This window comes from Aquimarina algiphila, from assembly GCF_947494415.1.
In the GTDB taxonomy this organism is placed as follows: Bacteria; Bacteroidota; Bacteroidia; order Flavobacteriales; family Flavobacteriaceae; genus Aquimarina; species Aquimarina algiphila.
The window spans coordinates 61847-81759 of sequence record NZ_CANLVC010000013.1; the positions used below are offsets into that span (position 1 = coordinate 61847).

Consider the following 19913-nt stretch of genomic DNA (forward strand, 5'->3'; position numbering starts at 1 on the left):
TTTTGTATCCTCTTTACATTTCGTCACTAAAGAAGATGGCATTCATTAGTAGCTTATTTGTACCGTACCAAAACGCCCTGAAATTAGTGTTGTCAGTAAATAAAATTACATTTCCTTTTCCAAAATTGTTATGCCTGAAAGGTACTGTGCCTGATAATGAATCTAGATTCTTTTTGCTGATATATCCACTTAACAAAGGCTTTTTTGTATACTGAATCGGATTATTATAGCTCTGTTTATCTGGTTTTATGAATAGTTTTGTATTTCTAAATAGTGAAATTCTATTGTTTTTATATCCAAAATTAATAGGATGAGAGCGATCGATTTTCGCATCAAAAATAGCTCCACCAATTACTTGAGCCCCTCTAAAGTCTCGCTTTTGCTCAAAAGAGATGTTTTTGGCATCATTTTCTGGTGTGGTAAATTCAATTTTCATAAACTCGTTATTCTTAAAGAATTGAGCAGCATTTCTGTATCCTATTAATGTTCCTCCATTTCTAATCCATGTTTTAAGTTTTTCTGATTTTTCTTTATTAAAACTTTGTCTCCAGCTATTAGGAAGTATGAGATGCGTATACCTGGATAAATCAGTTCTTCCAAAATTATCTGTAGTTAATTTTGTAATTGGAATATCATAACGTTGATCCATTAAGTGCCAGATTTCACCAGAATCATAGGGCGTGATCCCAGTACCTGTAAATAAACCAATCCTAGGTAAAGATAATGCTCTAAATTGATTACTCCCCAGATCTATACCTTTAGTTAATCCTGTAGAAACACCAGTGATATCAATGTGATTATTTGTGGACACTTTTTGTAAAAATGCATGTAGTTCTTCTTTGTTTAGTTTCTGGTTTTGAACAGGAACTAGTATTGTTCCATAGTCATATTTCTTGTTTTCTAAAGAAAAAGGGTTCATCCCAACTTTTGCTCGTAATCCTTTTGCTAATATTTGATATAATGCTTTTGGCCCATAGTATTCATGCCATTCTATTAAATATGCATAATTACTTTTGTTGACCGCATTTGCTCTTCGATGAGATAGGTTTGATACTTCAGTTCCTAAATTAGATACAGAGGCATTATCTGTATAATCAAGGTTAAAAGCAAGTGGAAATGTCCATGCAGAAATATCATAGAAAAGACTATCCTGAAAAGTAGTTCTTTTTTCAAAAATAGCTTTAAGTAATCGTTTTTGCTTTTGGTCCTTTGGTATAATATAACTGTATCCTTTTTTAAATGTTTTGCCTTGAGTTGTTATATCTTGTTTAAGTTCATGTATTTTGATTTGATGTCTTTTAAGAATTTCTGCTAAGTGATAGGATGATGCAGCGTCCTTTTCATTACCAAAGATGTAAGCATCTTTTGACAATTCTTTTCTAGCATCATTATAGAAACTACGTTTGTAATCTAGTAATTCTTTACGCATCGTTTTTGCAGCTTCTAATGTAGAAAGTGTAGCTGTAAATTGATTTCTTATAGTAAAAGGAAAAGTAAGGAGTCCGTTATCGGTTTGTTGTGCATGACCTCGAGAACTACCTTGTTCAAATAAAATACCTATACCTCCATTAATATCAGGAAAAGTAGATCCTTTACCATAGTAGAAGTCATCAAAATTTTCTTCTGTATAATACAATGAACCTATGTTATCTAATGCTTTAGCATGGTAATTGGCAATTTTTTTTGTTAATTCCTGATTTAGTTTAGGAGTCAATGGATGAGTTCTGGATTGTATTCCTGGTTGAAAAAAGAAGGTGCTATTTGATCCCATTTCATGATGATCAGTCAAAATATTAGGATACCACTGATGAAAAGTTTTAATACGAGCTCTAGACTCTGGTAATTGAACGGGTAGCCAATCTCGATTCATATCAAACCAATAATGATTTGTTCTGCCTCCAGGCCATATTTCGCTATATTCGCGATCTTGAGGATCCGAATTAATATTTTTACTTTTATTCGTATTTGCCCAATATGCAAATCGTTGTAAACCATCAGGGTTTAATGAAGGGTCGAACAGGATGACAACGTTGTTAAGTAACTCATCGATTTCTGATCCTTGAGCTGCTGCCAAATGATATGCTGCTATTAGCGATGCATTAGAGCCGCTAGGTTCGTTGCCATGGATAGAAAACCCCTGGTATACAATAGCTGGAAGATTTTCCAGATTTAATCCTTCAGACCCATTTTCTGTGAGTTGAATATGTTTTTTTTGAATTTCTTCAAGATTCTGATGATTTTGTTGTGATGTTATAGTAAGTAATAGTATTGGTCTGTCTTCAAATGTACTCCCTCTATCTTCAATCGTGATTCTTGGTGAAGCTTTTGCTAAAGCTTTCATGTAGCTTACAAGTTTATCATGCGTTACATGCCATTTTCCAGGTACATATCCAAGAACACTTTGAGGAGTGGGGATTTCAGGATTATACGTTGTGTTCTTTGGAAGATAATACGCTAAAGAAATATCATTTTGAGAAAAAGATGATATACTGGTAATCGCAAAAAAAATCGTAAAGATATATTTCATTTGAGTTATTTTTTGATGCGTGAATATAAAAAAAACCGCTTCAGTGAATGAAGCGGTTTACATAACTTTAACTTAAGTAAGTTATATTTTTCTAGATATCATCAAAGCTTACATCTGTGAAGCTTTCTGTAGATGCAGTAACTCCTTCTCGGTTACTATTATCTGTGTCTTTTTCATATGATTTTTGAAAATCTTTTTGGTGTCTTTCGCTGATAACTTCTTCTCCTTTTTCTTCAACAATGAAGCTAGTCATCTCCTCTAAGATTTCTGAAAAGCCAACAAAATCTTCTTTGTAAAGATAGATTTTGTGTTTCTTATAGTGAAAAGATCCATCATCATTGGTGAACTTTTTACTCTCAGTTATTGTCAAATAATAATCCCCCGCTTTAGTAGCTCTTACGTCAAAGAAATATGTTCTTCTTCCTGCTCGTAAAACTTTTGAGAAAATTTCTTCTTTATCCATCATTTCATTATCACTCATAATCCGTATTTATTAATTAATTAATATGTTATGATGGTTTCAAAAATCCAAAAAAATTGTTAATCGCACAAAAAAAACTCAAGTTTCTTTTTCGCTAAGTTGTTTTAGATAAAGTTCTTTATAGTAGCCTTCGGTGCTTATTAGTTGATTATGAGTACCTTGCTGTGTTATTTTACCATCTTCTAATACAATAATTTTATTTGCATTTTTAGCAGTAGATACTCTATGACTTACTATAAATGTGGTCTTATCTTTAGAAATTTTGTTAAGATTATTCAAAATTTGCTCTTCTGTCTCGGTATCTACAGCAGATAAACAATCATCAAAAAGCAATATTGAAGGGTTTTTAATTATTGCACGAGCTATAGAAACCCTTTGTTTTTGACCTCCAGAAAGTGTTATTCCTCGTTCTCCAAGTACAGTTTGATATCCTTTGCTAAAATCTATTATGTTTTTATGTACCACGGCATTTTTTGCAGCTTCATGAACTTCATCATCAGTGGCATTTTCATTACCGAATTTAATATTGTTCTGTATGGTATCACTAAACAAAAAAGCATCCTGTGGGACATAACCAATATGTTTTCTTACATCGGTTAAATTTAGGTTTTTTATGGGAGTTCCGTCGATACGTATTTCGCCAGAAGAAACATCATATAATCTGCCTATAAGATCTAATATTGTCGATTTTCCAGAACCTGTTTTACCAATTATACCTATTGTTTCTCCATTTTTAATTTCAAAAGTTAAGTTTTGTAATGCTGTTATATTGGTATCATCATAGGTAAAAGAAACATTATCAAAACTAACATCTCCAATAATAGGAGTATTTTGTGAAACTGTATTAGTAATTTCTGGTTCCTGGCTTAGAAATTCATTAATCCTTACTTGAGAAGCTTCAGCTTGTTGCACAATAGAGCTTACCCATCCAACAGTCGCTACTGGCCAAGTTAACATATTTACAAATATGATAAATTCTACAATTACCCCTAGATCTTGTATAGTGCCATCTATAAATTGTTTTCCTCCAATATAAATAACCAAAATATTACTAAACCCTATTAATAAAACCATTAGTGGGAAAAATAACGCTTGAACTTTAGCCAAATCCAAATTTTTATCTTTGCTGGTATTAGATAATTTTGTGAAATTTTCTTGAGTTTGAGGTTCAATACCATATGCTTTGATTACAGTAATACCACTAAATGATTCTTGAGTAAAAGTGGTTAATTTCGATAAAAACTCTTGTACAATTGTACTACGTTTATGAATAGCAACACTTAATTTATAGATTGATATTGATAATATAGGTAGCGGTGCTACAGTATACAATGTGAGTTCTGGTGCAATACTAATCATATATCCAATTACTACGACAAATAAAGTGATCGTATTTACACTGTACATTATAGCAGGGCCAACGTACATTCTAACTTTAGATACATCTTCACTAATTCGGTTCATTAAATCACCCGTTCTATTTTTCTTATAAAAATTAAGTGATAATTTTTCATAATGTTGAAATACTTCATTTTTTAAGTCAAATTCTATAAATCTTGATACAACAATAAAAGTCTGCCTCATTAGAAATGTGAAAAAAGCAGAAATTAGTACAGCCCCAATAATTAAGAGAATATTAAGGATTAATCCGCTTTTTACTTCGGCAATATCTGTTATATCATTATTTATATATTGTTCTACAACATCTACAGAGTCACCAACTAAGGTAGGAACCATTGTAGCAAAAATTCTTGCAATTATGGTAATTACCAAGCCAATAATAAGTCGGTATTTATATTTTAAAAAGTATTTGTTTAGATGGCGTAATGCGCGCATAAAGGAGAGGTGTTTTGAGATCTATTTATTAATAAATTCGTAAAGTTTAATAGCTTTAGGTTTGAAATTGATAAAAATATGCTATTTTAGCATCCTGATTTTGAATATAATATAATCATAACGTTTTAAAATTCTCATAACATGATAACAGAAGTGTTTACTGCAAACCAATTAAAAAAAGAAGCTCCTGTATTTGGTCAACTATCTTTTGATGATCACGAACAAGTTGTTTTTTGTCAAGACAAAGATACAGGATTGAAGGCAATAATTGGTGTGCATAACACAATTTTAGGACCTGCATTGGGAGGAACCAGAATGTATGATTATGCAACAGAATGGGATGCTCTTAATGATGTACTAAGATTATCACGAGGTATGACCTACAAAGCAGCAATCACTGGTTTAAATCTTGGAGGAGGAAAAGCAGTTATCATAGGAGATCCTAAAAAAATAAAAACTCCTGAGTTAATGAAGCGTTTTGGGAAGTTTGTGCATACGCTAGGCGGAACATACTATACTGCTGAGGATGTAGGTATGGAAACTTCTGATATGGATACAGTAAGAGAAGTTACACCATATGTAACAGGAATTTCTGAAGCAAAGGGAGGCGCAGGTAATCCGTCTCCAGTAACTGCTTATGGAGTGTATATGGGAATGAAAGCAGCTACAAAATTTGCATACGGTACTGATGGATTAGAAGGAAAAAGAATTTTGGTTCAGGGAATAGGTCATGTAGGTGAAGAACTTGTTCGTTTAACATCAGAAGAAGGTGCTAATGTGGTAATAAGTGATATCAATCAAGAAAGATTAACAGAAGTTAGTAGCAAATATGGTGCAGATATTTATAGAGGAGACGATTTATACGCCGAAACAGCAGATATTTATGCGCCTTGTGCTCTTGGAGCAACGGTAAATAATGATACTATAGATAAACTAAAAGTAAAGGTCATTGCGGGTGCCGCAAATAATCAATTGGCAAATGAAAATATTCATGGCTCTTTATTACAAAAGAAAGGAATAGTATATGCTCCTGATTTTTTGATTAATGCTGGAGGGATTATAAATGTATATGCAGAGATTGAAGGATATGGAAGAGACCAAATCATAGCTAAAACACAGAATATCTACGATACTACTTTGGATATTTTGAATAAAGCAAAAGCTACTAATATGACTACAAATGCTGCAGCAATCAGTATTGCCGAAGATAGAATTACTGCCGGAAAAAATAAACAGTAAATGTATTTATAATGGTTAGATAGATTTAAAGAGATCTTGTTCTGACCTATTAGTTATAAGACAAAGTAAAATTTTAAAAATATTACTGGATAAAAATAAAATTTTACGATTGGTAGATTAAAAATAATAGTATTTTTGCAGGGCAAAAGTTAAAATGACTTTTGCCCTTTTTTAATATAAAGTTCTTTGTAATTTTCTATGTTAACCAGAAGACATATTAGAGTAAAAGTTATGCAGTCTCTCTATTCGATAGAGCAGACGCAAAGTGACAACCTAGGAAAAGAAGAAAAATTTCTTCTTTTCAGTATTGATCAGATGTATGAATTATTTCTTATAAATATTCAACTACTGGTAGAAATTAGAAAACAAGCTACTGACTTTTTAGAAAAAAGTCAAAAAAAATACCTTGCTACTTCCGAAGAAAAAAATCCAAATACCAAATTCATAAACAACGAAGTATTATTGTTGTTAGAAAAAAATATTGAGCTCAAAACAGAGCTTGAGAAGAAAAAGATGAATTGTTGGGAATTGGATGATGAGTACGTAGCTATATTATGGAAAGAAATTAAAGAAAGCGATATCTACAAAACATATATGAGTACAAAACTTACTTCGTTTAAAGAGGATAAGGATTTTGTACTGGATATTTTTAAGGAAATCATAGCGCCCAATGATAAACTCTATGAATATATAGAGGATAAAAAATTAACATGGGTGGATGACTTACCTTTGGTAAATACTTCAATTATCAAAATGCTACGCAAAATCAAAGCCTCGCATGATGAACATATGGTATTACCAAAACTATACAAGGATGTAGATGATAAAAAGTTTGCTATCGATATTTTTAGAAAAACAACACTTAATGGAGCAGAGTTTGCTAAGGAAATTGATGGTAAGACCCCAAATTGGGACCAGGACCGTATTGCAGAACTAGATAAAGCAATTATAAAAATGGCCATTTGTGAGTTTGTAAAGTTCCCGTCGATCCCTGTAAAAGTAACAATTAACGAATATTTAGAAATAGCAAAAGAATATAGTACTCCTAAAAGTAGTATTTTTATCAACGGGATTTTGGATAAAATCTCCAAAGAGTATAAAGAAAACGGCAAATTAAACAAAGTAGGCCGTGGACTTATGTAATATTAGAAAAAATAGTATTTTTAACCTCAAATAATTAAAAACCCAAGTAATGAAAAAAGGAATCTTAATTTTGGCCGGAGCTTTTGCGATGACATTTGTTTCTTGTAAAGACAATGCGGCAGAAAAAGTTAAAGAAGAAAATGTAGAGATAGCAGCAGATCGTGATGCAAAAAACGCAGATTTTCCTGTAATGACTTTCTCAGAAATCGAGCACGATTTTGGAACTATCAATGAAGGAGACGTGGTAGAACACAAATTTGCATTTACCAATACAGGTAAAGCTCCATTGGTAATAGTAAGTGCAAAAGGTAGCTGTGGATGTACAGTTCCTGAATGGCCAAAAGAACCAATCGCTCCAGGAGCAACAGGAGAGATGTTGGTTAAGTTTAATTCTAATGGAAAACCAAATCAGCAAACTAAGCAAGTTACTATAACTGCTAATACTGAGTCTGGTAAAGAAACACTTAAGATTAAAGCTATGGTTACTCCAAAGGCTAAACCTGTAAGTGGAACACCAGTAAGCGAATAATTTTATGGATCAAATTCAACAATTTCTACCTTTTATATTAATATTTGTGGTGATGTATTTCTTTATGATTCGCCCACAGATGCAAAAAGCAAAAAAGGAGAAAAAATTTGCTGAAGAGCTTAAGAAAGGAGATCGAGTAGTTACAAAAAGCGGTCTTCATGGAAAAGTCTTTGACTTCAGTGAAAAAAACAATGCTGTTATTATTGAAACAGGATCGGGTAAACTAACTTATGATAGGTCTGCAATTTCATTGGAGATGAGTCAAAAATTAAATCAACCGGCTGCGGATAAGAAGTAATAACTAGCCTACTTGTTAAAAGCGCGATAAAACTAGTATAGTCTTATCGCGCTTTTCTATTTAATAAAAAACAATTTTAAAAGGTTAACTTTTCATGGTAACAATTCGTTGTGGAAGAGGAGCGTCATAATTAGCCTTACCCAAAGCTTCAACGATTCTTTGCCTTGTATCCCAATATACATCCCAATAATCATCACAAGTCGAATACGGCAATGCTAATAGCTCTACACCATTTGGTCCCAGATTGTTTACAGCTACTCTGGGAGCAGGATCTTGCATTACTTTATCATCTTCTTGCATAACATCCAATACAATCTTTTTAGCCTTTTCTATATCAGACCCATATTGAATTCCAAAAGGCATATCGACTCTAAGATTCCCAATAGTAGTAAGATTGGTAATTGTTCCTGCAGTGATTGCTCCGTTAGGGATGATTTCAGTTTTGTTCTGAAACGTTTCTAAAATAGTAACAAATACAGAAATTTCTTTTACAAATCCTAATTTGCCTCCTGTCTCTATAAGATCTCCAACTTTAAATGGTCTAAATACAAGAAGCATAACACCAGCTGCCATGTGACCTAATGAACCATTAAAAGCTCCCCCGATTGCTAATCCGACAGCAGCTAATAGAGCCGCAAATGTTGCGGTAGGAATTCCTACTATACCAGCTATCGAAATAAATAACAGAACTTTTAATAAAAAATTGACTAGAGTTACAAGAAATGGTTTTAAAGTATGATCTACTTTACTTTTATCAAACCCTTTTTTGATCGCTTTCATGATCATTTTTACAATCCAAAGACCAATAATTAGAGCAACAATTCCTCCGACAATTTTTAATCCATATTGCCCTACACCTTCTTGTATAGAATTAAAAAAACCGGTAAGAGAACCCATAATAGTATTTCCCGTTTCTGCAGTAACATCTACTGCGGTATCCAAAACTTTTTCTGTACTTTGCATGATTTATATGATTAAATAGTTAATAAAATAAATCTACTACAATCATAAAATCACCTAAGGCAGGGTATCTCAATAAAAATGAATAAAATCGTCTAAAGTAAATAAAAACCGATAAATCGTTTTATTTTACTTATTAGTAGTTAACTCTGCAATTTTAACAATCACTTCTACAGCTTTGATCATACTTTCTACAGGGACATATTCATATCTTCCATGAAAGTTATGCCCTCCTGCAAAGATATTAGGACAAGGAAGCCCCATAAAACTCAATTGAGATCCATCTGTTCCTCCCCGAATGGGTTTTATAAGTGGAGTGATGCCCAAAGCTTTCATAGCTTCCTCGGCAATATCAACAATATGCATTACAGGCTCTACTTTTTCTCGCATATTGTAATATTGATCTTTAATTTCTATAGATATCACTTCTTTTTCATGCTGTGTATTAATTTCTGAAGCGAGTTTATTCATTACTTCTTTTCTTGCTTCAAAATGTTTTTTATCATGATCTCTGATAATGTATTGTAATTGAGTTTCTTCCACATCACCTTTTATATTGTGTAAATGAAAGAACCCTTCTCGTCCACTGGTATGTTCTGGAGTTTCCATCCTTGGTAAGGAATTGATAAAATCCTGGGCGATATACATACTATTAATCATTTTTCCTTTAGCATACCCAGGATGTACAATCTTTCCTTTAACGGTTACTACTGCGCCTGCAGCATTAAAATTTTCATATTCGAGTTCACCTATTTGACTACCATCCATAGTATATGCCCAATCAGCTCCAAATTTGGTAACATCAAATTTATGCGCACCACGTCCAATTTCTTCATCTGGAGTAAAACCAATTCGTATTTTTCCATGTTTAATTTCAGGATGTTGGATGAGGTATTCCATTGCGGTTACAATTTCAGTAATCCCCGCTTTGTCATCTGCTCCCAATAAGGTAGTACCATCAGTAGTAATCAATGTTTGACCCTTATATTGCTTCAAATCTTCAAAATACTCTGGTGAAAGGACTATGTTTTGTGATGAATTGAGTATAATATCTTTACCATCATAATTTTCTATAATCTGTGGATTTACATTTGCTCCTGTAAAATCTGGGCTAGTATCAAAATGAGATATAAAACCAATTGTAGGAACTTCATGATCTATATTAGAGGGTAAAGTCGCCATAATATATGCGTTCTCATCTATAGTTACGTCTTCAAGACCTATAGTTTTTAACTCTTCTGCTAATTTATTGGCGAGATCCCATTGTTTTTTTGTGCTGGGAGTGGTATTGCTTTCTGGATCACTTTCAGTATCAATAGTTACATAACTAATAAACCGATCAATGATATGTTGTTTTGAAATCATAACAATCAATATTTTATATATCTGAAGAATTCAAAAATACGTTTTTATTAGAACCTTGTATGACTTATTTTTGCGCAAAATTATATTTAATGTATAAATTCCTCATACGTCCTATATTATTCTTATTTGACCCAGAAAATGTGCATCATTTTACCTTTAAAATGATTAGAATCTTATCCAAAATTCCTTTAATGTCATCTGTTTTTAGAGGAATGTATAAGGTTAATGATCCCAGATTAGAAAGAGAAGTGTTTGGATTAACATTTAAAAACCCTGTAGGATTAGCTGCGGGTTTTGATAAAGATGCAAAATTATACAATGAGCTTCATAATTTTGGCTTTGGTTTTATAGAAATCGGAACATTGACTCCGAAAGGACAAAGTGGTAATCCTAAAAAAAGATTGTTTAGATTAAAGTCGGATAGTGCTATTATTAATAGGATGGGATTTAATAATGGAGGAGTAGAAGATGCGGTACAACGACTAAAAAAGAATAAAGGAGTTTTGATAGGTGGTAATATAGGCAAGAATAAAGTTACTCCTAATGAAGAAGCGGTAGAGGATTACAAGATATGTTTTGATGCTCTTTTTGATCATGTAGATTATTTTGTAGTGAATGTGAGTTCACCAAACACACCTAATTTAAGAGCCTTACAAGATAAAGAACCTCTAACAGCATTATTAAATACATTACAGGTAAAAAATAATCAAAGAGCTTCTCAAAAGCCTATTTTACTAAAAATAGCTCCGGATTTAACCAATGAGCAGCTCATAGACATCATTGATATTGTCAAAGAGACCAAAATTGCAGGAGTTATTGCAACTAATACTACAATTTCAAGAGAGAACTTAAATTCTGATCCTGAATTAATAAAAGAAAATGGAGGATTAAGTGGTAAGCCATTAACAAACCGTTCTACAGAAGTTATTCGGTTTTTATCAGAAAAAAGTAATAAAGCCTTCCCGATAATTGGAGTAGGAGGCATACATAGTGCTCAGGATGCTATAGAAAAGATAGAGGCCGGGGCAAGTTTAATACAATTGTATACTGGTTTTATCTACGAAGGTCCCAAGCTGATAAAGGATATAAATAAAACATTGCTACGCAAAACCATATAGATGGATATAAACTACGACATTCTCTATACATTTATTATTGCGTCTACAGCATTAGCAATTTCTCCGGGTCCAGATAATATTTATGTACTCATGCAGAGTATCGTAAATGGTAAGAAATACGGATTTGCGACCGTCATGGGATTAATGGCAGGGTGTTTTGTGCATACTACTTTAGTAGCATTTGGAGTCTCAGCAATAATTAAACAAAGTGACTTGTTGTTTTTTATCATAAAACTTTTTGGTGCTTTATATCTGTTTTTTCTTGCATTTAGAGTATTTCGAAGTGATGATGCTTTGAATTTGGAAGCTGAAACAGTAGAAAAAAAGAGTTTAAGTCAATTATTTAAACAAGGATTTATTATGAATGTTCTAAATCCAAAAGTCTCTATTTTCTTTTTGGCATTTTTTCCAGGATTCTTGTTCAGTAAAACGATAAATAGTGTAGTACAGTTTTATGTCCTAGGTATACTGTTTGTACTTACCGGAATTTTTGTTTTTGGATCTATAGCTGTCATGGCTGGTGCAATATCCGGCTATTTAAAAAAGAACTCAAAAGCGGGTCTGTTTTTAAAATGGTTACAGATCATAGTCTTTATCGGAATTGGGCTTTTTATTCTGATTACTGAAAAATAATAGACTGTCTATTTTTTTTAGACAGTCTATTATTTTTCTAATAGGAAAGATTTATGTTAAAGAACATTATCATCGCTATCATCTTGTTTGCAAGGATGTTGGTATTCGTCTGTTAAATCGTGGCATGGGCCAATAATAGTTCCTCCTTTAAGAGTAGTTAATTGTTTTCTGTTTAATTCTTTTGCTCCTTCTAAATTTAAAATGCTTTTTAACATAATGGTTTATTTTTCGAAAATTAGATTATTTGCGATCCTTTAGAGACATTCACAATTATGTCTATCATAACCTACTATCAGTTGTAAGATGATATTCAAAATTAAATTGAATTAAGGGGGAATAAATAAAGAAATAAATAAGTAAAAAGGATTTTAAGATAAGCGTATAGGGTTATTATTTAAGTGTATCTAAGAGATAAGATAATTGCTCCCTATTTCTAAAAGCAACTTGAATTTTATCTCCATTGGTCAAAATAATCGTTTCTTTCCTAAAAATAGAATCAATATGAGAGGTGTTTATGAGACAAGAGCGATTTACTCTAAAAAAACCACGACTAGACAGTAATTTGTCATAATGCTTCAAGATATTGTTTGCTAAGATTTCTTTTTTGTCTTTTAAGACGATGGTTGTATAGTTACCTTCAGCCTTACATAAAATTATTTCTTCTAGATATACAGATTTATGGTATTGACCACTTTGTATAAGAATTTTTGAGTTCTGCTCTCGTATAAATTCTTGAAAGTGAACGTATTTATTGTGATTACTATGGCGAGACTTGACTTGCTCATATCTGCTGATTACTTTTTCAAGAAGTATAGGATCAATTGGTTTTAACAAATAGTTAAAAGCAAAATGCTCCATAGCTTTTTCATAATAACTATCATATGCGGTAATAAAGATAACCTCAAAATCTTTAGAGTGTATCGCATCTAGAATTTCAAAGCCCATGCCATCGTCTAAATGTATATCCAGAAAAACCAATTCTGGAGAAGAAGAAGAAATAAGAGAAATGCCCTCTTTAACAGTTGTTACCGAACCTACAATATTTAGCTCTAAAACATTTTTTTTCAGAAGTTTAGAGAGATAATTTGATGCATCTTTATCATTTTCAATAATAACAACATTAATCATAAAAATAAATGTAAATTCGTGCACTAAATTTATGTTTACCACGCAAATAATACAACATTGAAACAACTTTTTTTTATTTTAGTTTTTGTATTCTTAAGTTTTGATTCTTATTCCCAAGAAATACTTTCTCAACATACTATTGATACTATGTCTTTTGGAAAATTTAATCGAGTTTATCTTGACTCGATTAAATATAGCTTAGAAAACAACAGGTCTCTTAAGGGATGGACAAAGTATTATACCTTTAAAAGCTATGTTCATTTGTTTAAGCGAGAAAATGATTCTGCTCACTCAGATGCAAAAAAGGCTATAAAAGTATATGATTCTCTTGAAGTTGGGTACCTTGGATCTGACGAAACCATTCATAGAGCATATTATATAAGAGGTTTGCGAGAGTACTTCACTAAAAAACCAATTACTGCATTAAAAACCTTATACAAAGGTTTAAGCTATGCTACAAAGTATCCAAAACCACTCGACCAAAAATCATGGGAATTTTACATTCTAGAACGTATTTCTATCATACATGTTGAATTAGGAGATACTGAGTTAGCTCTTAAAGCTATGCAGAAAGTTGCGAGTGACAAGACGGTTCTGGGTCGTAGGTATGAAGGGGGCAATAATCGAAACTACATTGGGGTTTTGTTTAAAGATTTAAAAAAATATGATTCTGCAAAGGTTTATTTAAAAGAAGCTTTAAGAATGTATAATGATACATCATTACTCGATAATGATAATTATGATAAAGACTATTTTTTTAGAAGTCAAATTGTAGCGTTAGATGCTCTTGGTGATATTGCGTTATATCAAAATCAAAAAGATTCGGCATATAATAATTTTTTAAAAGCGAATAAAATTTTTTCTGACCAAGAGTTAGTCAATTCTGATTTATTACCTAGCATCGCTAAACTAGAATCGCTGACAAGCTATGGTTATATTCTTTTTTATCAAAATGATCTCAATAAGTCTGAGGCTGTATTAAACCAGGTACTGGATTCTCTGAGAAAAAATTATAGTTATAGTAGAGATGAAAGGGATTTATATGTAAGAGTATGTGATTTTATGAATAAAGTGTACTTTAAACAAGGTGCATACGAAAAAAGTACATCTACTTTAAGCGAACTGAATGAATACCTTATTGCCCACAATGAAAAAAATATAGCCAAACAACTGCAACTATATGCTTCTGAATTTGAATTAGAAGAAAAAGATGAATCGATATCAAAACTAGAGGAATTAACAGAGCAACAAACCACCATCGTACAACAAAAAAATATAATTAATTGGGTGCTTGGAGGATTGTTTCTTTCATTTCTAATATTAGGCGTTGTATTGTTCAGACAAAATAAATTAAAAAGTAAATATAAAACTACAATTTTAGAACAACGTTTACTTCGTTCACAGCTTAATCCACACTTTTTGTTCAATTCATTGGGTACAATTGTTTCTTTAACCTCAAACGAATCTAAAAATGTAATACCTTATACTTTAAAATTGAGTAATCTATTACGATCCATATTAGAAAATTCCAGAGAAGAGTTTGTTTCTTTAGAAGAAGAGATACAAACGGTGAAGGATTACTTAGAACTGCAATCTAATTTTTCTCAAAAATTTAATCATGTAGTAGAGATCGATCCAGAGTTGAATGTTCAGAATATTTTGGTGCCTCCTATGTTTATACAACCCTTTGTAGAGAACGCGATAGAGCATGGTATTGCAGCTGTTAAGGATGGTGAAATAACATTAAATATTATCATGGATGATAACGAAAAACTAATAAAAAGTAGTATCATAGATAATGGGGTTGGTTATGCCAAAGGACAGGAAATAAAAGCTAAAAACTCTGGATATGAATCACTATCAGGTTCCATCTTAAAAGATAGATTTAAAATATATTCAAGATCTTTTAAGGTTGATGCGAGGTTTGATGTTATTGAAAATACCGATAATAAAGGGTCTAGGGTTGATGTTTATCTTCCATATATTTTGGAATGATCTTATGTAAAGATTGTTGTCTAAAAAAAGACTAAAAGGTAGGAGTAGTTTTAAAATGGTTTCAGATTATTGTTTTTGTTAGCATAGGAATTTTTATTCTGATTTCTGGGAAATAGGAATAACGAAATAAAACCAAGACATCGCAGCCTTGGTTTTATATAGATAATGTAGTGTAATAGGATTCTATTAAATGATCAACAAGTTGCTAATATTATTTTCCCTTATCAAAGTGTTTTATCACAGCATAATAACCATTAATGTAAATCCCTTTTGACTTAAGTTAATTTTTTAAATCGTAATGTTCTTTAACCTCTTGAAAACTGGGAAAATTAATACCATTAACATTACTACTACTCTCGACCAATATAAATCTAAGCCTTAGATTAGATTGAGTAAAAGTAGAGCGTAAAGTAACCTTTCCAACTTCAATCTGGTCAATTTCTAATATTATATCCTGACCGAGGCTAAGTGGTAGCGTTTCCCAATAATCATTACCAGTTACTGTAACATAGGCAAAAACAAATCCTGAGTCAAATATTTCTTGAGTCAATTCGGGAATATCAAAGACAGTATCTCCATTTGATATCGTCTGGTCTTCAAGTAAAATAGAAACTACGTTTGCATTGCCATCTTGTCCGTTTTGACCATTAACTCCCTGTTCACCTTGCGGACCAGCTGGTCCAATGGCACCATCTTCTCCGTCTGAACAACTAAATGTGAATAAAACAATAAGGATTAAAAAAATGTACTGTGATTTTACTTTTTTTGTTTTCATGATGTAAAAATTTAATTATTTATATTAATTGATTTGATGTAAAATACTCCTGGTAACTAATCTTCCGTTTGATTTTCGAGTTTCTTCTTTGACCATACCTACACCTTCTGAAATCCACTGTTTAGAATAAAAAGTTTTAGCCATGCCCATAGTCAAGGTATTTGTATAGGTAATGACATAACAATCAAAAGTTCCCGCGGGAGTGGTAACCTCCTCTTTGGCAATTACTTTTCTGTCAGACATAGTTGTGGTTGTATTGATATTCATAATACCAGCATTTACTGACATATGTACAGATGCATTAGGAAGCTCCTGGTCTACTTCAAGATGATTGGGGATGGAGATATCATCACCTGTGATACTATATTCCATATCACTATATTGATCCAGTATTCCTGGTGCAATAAAAGATTCTGGATCCAAGTGAGTAGTTCTGCCCGAACAACGAGCTTTAAATGATGAAGAAATGATGTGTTTATTATTTCTACCATCTGTTAAGTCCATTGCAATAGTAATGATACTTTGCCCCCCTGTACTTTCTACTTCTTTGACTCTATACTCGCTAATGATTTCAAGATTTTCTCTTTTGTCATACTGGTATATGGTTAATTTTTTACCTTCTTGAGTAGCATAAAATTTGCTACAGTTATCCTGGGCATATGCCGATGTTAACATCAACAATGCAATTAGTATTAAAATGTTTTTCATGAGTTTATATTATTGATGTAATGTGTTTAAAGAGATTTTTCTCTCTTGAAGTTATCGGTTAAAATAGATTGAAATGATCTCATTACTTTGATCAAAAATATCATAGGTTCTATCGATTGAACTTTTGATATAATCTTCATAATCATTGTCGTTTGCTAAATCAATTATGTCAGCAGAATGAGAATCGAATTTAGAAGTGTCCTCAAAATAGTTCTCAAAACCAGAAAGACTTTCGGGAAGTTGAGGTACAACAAAAGTCTTATCTTCATTATTTGGAATTGCAATAAACCATTCTAAATCTTTTTCTCCTTCTCTAATCATTTCAGTATATATATTGCTAAAAAGGTAATCCCCAGATGTCTGTAATTGTAAATTTTCTGAGCTCGAATCATAGTTAAAATCCCAATCTGGTCTTGTGATAGATATATTATCGGGAAAAGTGCTTGATCGTAATGTTTTACTATGATTTGAATTTGGGTACTCTCCGTCATAGTTAACAATGTACTCATCAATACCTGTTGTGATTTGTAAGCGTTCAGAAAAATTACCTCTTAGATTTACAGTATAATTATTTTCATAGATACCAAGCACCCTAACAGATGAGAAATCGGCTTCATCATCTACAACTATTGGCATGCTCGAAGCTATTGTAAAATCTTCGAGTGTTAATGTCACATCATCTGTTTCTTTATAATTCTCTAACCATTTGTAGGTAAAGGTTGCAGGAGTTGTACTCGTTCTATACTCTATTTTTAAAAAAAGTTTAGAGGCAGAGGCTTCTTTGTTGTATGCAAATGTTCTTGTTATTGTTCCTGAAGAAGGATCAATATCGTTAGTGCTATCAGAAATACCTCTTAATCCATCAATAAAAAAGCTGTTTACCTGTATATCAGATGTTAGAGGTAAGGTGACCTTTAAAGTACCATTTGAAGTAAGGCTTCGATTAGGAGCAGTACCTTTACTGCCAACAGGTACATTTTTGATGGTTGAGAGACTTTTATAGCGATCTGTTTCTAGCAATGTAGTCAGCATAAAACTACTTGCTGAATATCCCTTTGCGGTCAGTGCATAAACCCCTGGAATTTTATTGGTTTCTATACTAGTTAATAACTCACCATTAGCATCGTTAGCTATAATCATATTGGGTAAACTGTTTACACTAAGATTAGAATAATCAAATGTCGCTAATACGATTTCTTGATTTGGATCTATTCCAGGATTGTTGTCATCGCTAGAACAAGACAGGAATGTACTTATTGATAAACAAAATAATAAGGTGTATACAATGTGTTTTGACTTCTTCATGAGTTAAGTTTAAAGTTTTACAAATTCGACTCTTCGGTTTTTTGCTTTTCCTTGTGCTGAATTATTATCTGCAATCGGATTTGCTTCCCCTTTTCCTTCTATTTGGATTCGACTAAAGCGTATATCATATTGCTCAACAAGCATCATTTTAACAGCCTTAGCTCTTTGTTCAGATAATGCTTTGTTCGTTTCAGCATTTCCATCTGAATCTGTATGACCTATAATTTTTATTTGCATATCTGACACACTTTGTAAGGCTTTAGCGACTTCTTTGATGACAGTTTCAGAGCCTCCAGTGATGGTAGCAGACCCTGTTTTAAAAAGGATTGCATTGGTAGATAATCGTCCTTCTGTGACAAGTTTACTTCGATTGTCTTCTCCACTTTTGGCAATCTTGAAATTAGAAATGTATACTTCGTCTTTGTCATTGGCATCTCTCAGTCCTTTAGTATGAATTTTAAATACATTAGCCCCTTGCGGAACCAATCTTGGGACATCCACTATTTTGTTTTCGTTCATCCAAACCCGCATACGTGTTTTATTAATAGCGATAGCAATATGTGATTTTCCATCTATTTGAGTACGATAATCTTTGCCTATAGCATTGCGAATTTGACGTTGTCCATTTGCTACTTTTTCTACAACTCCCGGGGATTCTATAAATTGGCAAGGCGAAAGCTCTACCATACACCAGTTTTTTGATCTTTGAAAACCTGTATTATCTTCTAAAAGAAGTCTAATCCAAGCCTGAGAACTGGTTTTTTTATCTAATCCTTGGGTAAGAAGATCAAACTCGATCGTATAATCCTCTGGTAAAGCTTCTTTAGTTGTTGGAACATACTTGGAATTGCCACCTAAACGGAACCATTTACTATTATTGATGATTACAATTTCGCCTGAACCATTTGTATCCCATTTGACAGGGAAATCACCTTGAAGATCGTTTGTGAAATTATCTTGAAAAACAATAGTATTCCCGGTTACAAAGTCCGAAGCTCGATTAATTTTATATCCTTCTGAACTTATGATCGGAGCTTTATCTTTTGTTTCTTTTTGTTTTTTGTTTTTCTTCTTTTTTCTTTTCTTTTTAAAAATTCCGTCAAGACCTTTATCGGTTTTTTTTTCTGTTTCTCGCTCTACACGTCTTTCAACAGTGCGTTTTGCAGCTTCTTCGGCCTTTTTACCTAGCCTCTCTAATAATTGGGCATTACTTGTTGTAATGCTCAATAGTGCAACAAGAATGCAAAGTGTTTTTGTAGTGTTCATCTTTTTTTGTTTTTTATTCCCCCTATAGTTTTTAATGATCTCTTTGAGCTTCTAATATTTTTTTCTCAATTGCTTTGCCTAATGAATCTTTTTGTTTTTGAGTAAGTTCTTTAGCTTGTAAGTAATACATGTTTTTATATTCTAATTTTTGTTCGGCAGGGAGGTCTGTCTTTTCTAGTAGTTCTAAAAAACCTATCGTTTTCCCATTCGTTTTTCCATCCAAATTTTCCCCAAACAAACCCGATAATACGTTTGTTTGCATATCCAAAAGGTTATCTTGCTTTAGATTATTCTTTTCTGTTTTGGTAGTGCTTGTTTGTTGAGCATTTGTTAATTGGATAGTGAAAAAGACTATTCCTAGTACTAAAATTTGTATTGTTTTCATGTTTTTTACTTTTTAAATTCCACTTTCTTAATTACTTTGTTTTTATGTATAATTTTTAGCGTGTAGGTTCCAGTTTCTAAATGATTAATATTTAAGTATATATTGTTATTAGGGATGCGATTTATGTTGCCTTTATAGTTTTTTGATTTCTTATTCATACAAACACGATCGATACATCAGGTTTGGGATTTAGATGTGATGGTAAAACTAGAATATGTAAAA

Annotated in this window: 19 protein-coding genes; 7 read left to right on the forward strand and 12 right to left on the reverse strand. The window is 32.2% G+C overall.

What is annotated here, in order from left to right; all coding sequences use genetic code 11:
• Positions 1 to 13: 13 nt before the first annotated feature.
• From PQF96_RS27250 to PQF96_RS27260, 3 genes are all read right to left on the reverse strand, one after another.
• Positions 14 to 2527 (reverse strand): M14 family metallopeptidase, encoded by a 2514-nt coding sequence (locus PQF96_RS27250; protein WP_271770141.1) that lies wholly within the window; start codon positions 2525 to 2527, stop codon positions 14 to 16.
• Between the two features lie 91 nt (positions 2528 to 2618).
• Entirely contained in the window at positions 2619 to 3008 is a 390-nt protein-coding gene (locus tag PQF96_RS27255; protein WP_109438018.1) for a PUR family DNA/RNA-binding protein, read from the reverse strand.
• A gap of 78 nt (positions 3009 to 3086) precedes the next feature.
• Entirely contained in the window at positions 3087 to 4844 is a 1758-nt protein-coding gene (locus PQF96_RS27260) for an ABC transporter ATP-binding protein (protein ID WP_271770142.1), read from the reverse strand.
• Positions 4845 to 4985: 141 nt separating this feature from the next.
• On the opposite strand from PQF96_RS27260, the gene PQF96_RS27265 reads away from it, so the two are divergent.
• The 4 genes from PQF96_RS27265 (at position 4986) to yajC (ending at position 8053) form a co-directional block, all read left to right on the forward strand.
• A complete protein-coding gene (locus PQF96_RS27265) occupies positions 4986 to 6083 on the forward strand; it encodes a Glu/Leu/Phe/Val family dehydrogenase (protein WP_271770144.1) in 1098 nt (365 codons plus the stop codon).
• A 231-nt stretch (positions 6084 to 6314) separates the two neighbouring features.
• A complete protein-coding gene (gene nusB / locus PQF96_RS27270) occupies positions 6315 to 7226 on the forward strand; it encodes a transcription antitermination factor NusB (RefSeq protein ID WP_271770146.1) in 912 nt (303 codons plus the stop codon).
• A gap of 49 nt (positions 7227 to 7275) precedes the next feature.
• Positions 7276 to 7755, forward strand: a complete 480-nt coding sequence (locus tag PQF96_RS27275) for a DUF1573 domain-containing protein (protein WP_109438021.1) — start codon at positions 7276 to 7278, stop codon at positions 7753 to 7755.
• 4 nt (positions 7756 to 7759) lie between these two features.
• Positions 7760 to 8053, forward strand: a complete 294-nt coding sequence (gene yajC / locus PQF96_RS27280) for a preprotein translocase subunit YajC (protein WP_271770148.1) — start codon at positions 7760 to 7762, stop codon at positions 8051 to 8053.
• Between the two features lie 84 nt (positions 8054 to 8137).
• Here the strand turns inward: yajC and PQF96_RS27285 are convergent, their stop codons facing one another.
• Both PQF96_RS27285 and pepT read right to left on the reverse strand, forming a co-directional pair.
• The gene (locus PQF96_RS27285; RefSeq protein ID WP_271770150.1) at positions 8138 to 9016 is read right to left on the reverse strand and encodes a mechanosensitive ion channel family protein; all 879 of its coding nucleotides are present in this window, start codon (positions 9014 to 9016) and stop codon (positions 8138 to 8140) included.
• Between the two features lie 126 nt (positions 9017 to 9142).
• The gene (gene pepT, locus PQF96_RS27290; RefSeq protein WP_271770152.1) at positions 9143 to 10378 is read right to left on the reverse strand and encodes a peptidase T; all 1236 of its coding nucleotides are present in this window, start codon (positions 10376 to 10378) and stop codon (positions 9143 to 9145) included.
• An 89-nt stretch (positions 10379 to 10467) separates the two neighbouring features.
• On the opposite strand from pepT, the gene PQF96_RS27295 reads away from it, so the two are divergent.
• Together PQF96_RS27295 and PQF96_RS27300 are read left to right on the forward strand one after the other, a co-directional pair.
• Positions 10468 to 11496 (forward strand): quinone-dependent dihydroorotate dehydrogenase, encoded by a 1029-nt coding sequence (locus PQF96_RS27295; RefSeq protein ID WP_271770154.1) that lies wholly within the window; start codon positions 10468 to 10470, stop codon positions 11494 to 11496.
• Positions 11497 to 12129, forward strand: coding sequence for a LysE family translocator (locus PQF96_RS27300; protein ID WP_408629619.1), 633 nt, complete (start codon positions 11497 to 11499; stop codon positions 12127 to 12129).
• 56 nt (positions 12130 to 12185) lie between these two features.
• Here the strand turns inward: PQF96_RS27300 and PQF96_RS27305 are convergent, their stop codons facing one another.
• Positions 12186 to 12344: a hypothetical protein gene (locus PQF96_RS27305; protein ID WP_271770156.1), complete on the reverse strand. Its 159-nt coding sequence runs from the start codon at positions 12342 to 12344 to the stop codon at positions 12186 to 12188.
• A gap of 175 nt (positions 12345 to 12519) precedes the next feature.
• Complete coding sequence (locus tag PQF96_RS27310; protein ID WP_271770158.1) at positions 12520 to 13257, reverse strand: LytR/AlgR family response regulator transcription factor; 738 nt, start codon at positions 13255 to 13257, stop codon at positions 12520 to 12522.
• Between the two features lie 57 nt (positions 13258 to 13314).
• Between PQF96_RS27310 and PQF96_RS27315 the strand changes: the two genes are divergently transcribed.
• Positions 13315 to 15252, forward strand: a complete 1938-nt coding sequence (locus PQF96_RS27315) for a histidine kinase (RefSeq protein ID WP_271770160.1) — start codon at positions 13315 to 13317, stop codon at positions 15250 to 15252.
• 280 nt (positions 15253 to 15532) lie between these two features.
• Here the strand turns inward: PQF96_RS27315 and PQF96_RS27320 are convergent, their stop codons facing one another.
• From PQF96_RS27320 to PQF96_RS27340, 5 genes are read right to left on the reverse strand one after another with little or no spacing between them, the layout of a single operon-like run.
• Positions 15533 to 16027 (reverse strand): collagen-like triple helix repeat-containing protein, encoded by a 495-nt coding sequence (locus tag PQF96_RS27320; RefSeq protein WP_271770162.1) that lies wholly within the window; start codon positions 16025 to 16027, stop codon positions 15533 to 15535.
• A gap of 24 nt (positions 16028 to 16051) precedes the next feature.
• Positions 16052 to 16735, reverse strand: a complete 684-nt coding sequence (locus tag PQF96_RS27325) for a TapB family protein (protein WP_271770164.1) — start codon at positions 16733 to 16735, stop codon at positions 16052 to 16054.
• A 51-nt stretch (positions 16736 to 16786) separates the two neighbouring features.
• Positions 16787 to 18040 carry a hypothetical protein gene (locus tag PQF96_RS27330; protein ID WP_271770166.1) on the reverse strand — a complete coding sequence of 418 codons (1254 nt, stop codon included), beginning with the start codon at positions 18038 to 18040 and terminating at the stop codon, positions 16787 to 16789.
• 9 nt (positions 18041 to 18049) lie between these two features.
• The gene (locus PQF96_RS27335) at positions 18050 to 19306 is read right to left on the reverse strand and encodes an OmpA family protein (protein WP_109438032.1); all 1257 of its coding nucleotides are present in this window, start codon (positions 19304 to 19306) and stop codon (positions 18050 to 18052) included.
• 31 nt (positions 19307 to 19337) lie between these two features.
• Positions 19338 to 19691 (reverse strand): hypothetical protein, encoded by a 354-nt coding sequence (locus tag PQF96_RS27340; RefSeq protein WP_109438033.1) that lies wholly within the window; start codon positions 19689 to 19691, stop codon positions 19338 to 19340.
• Positions 19692 to 19913 lie beyond the last annotated feature (222 nt).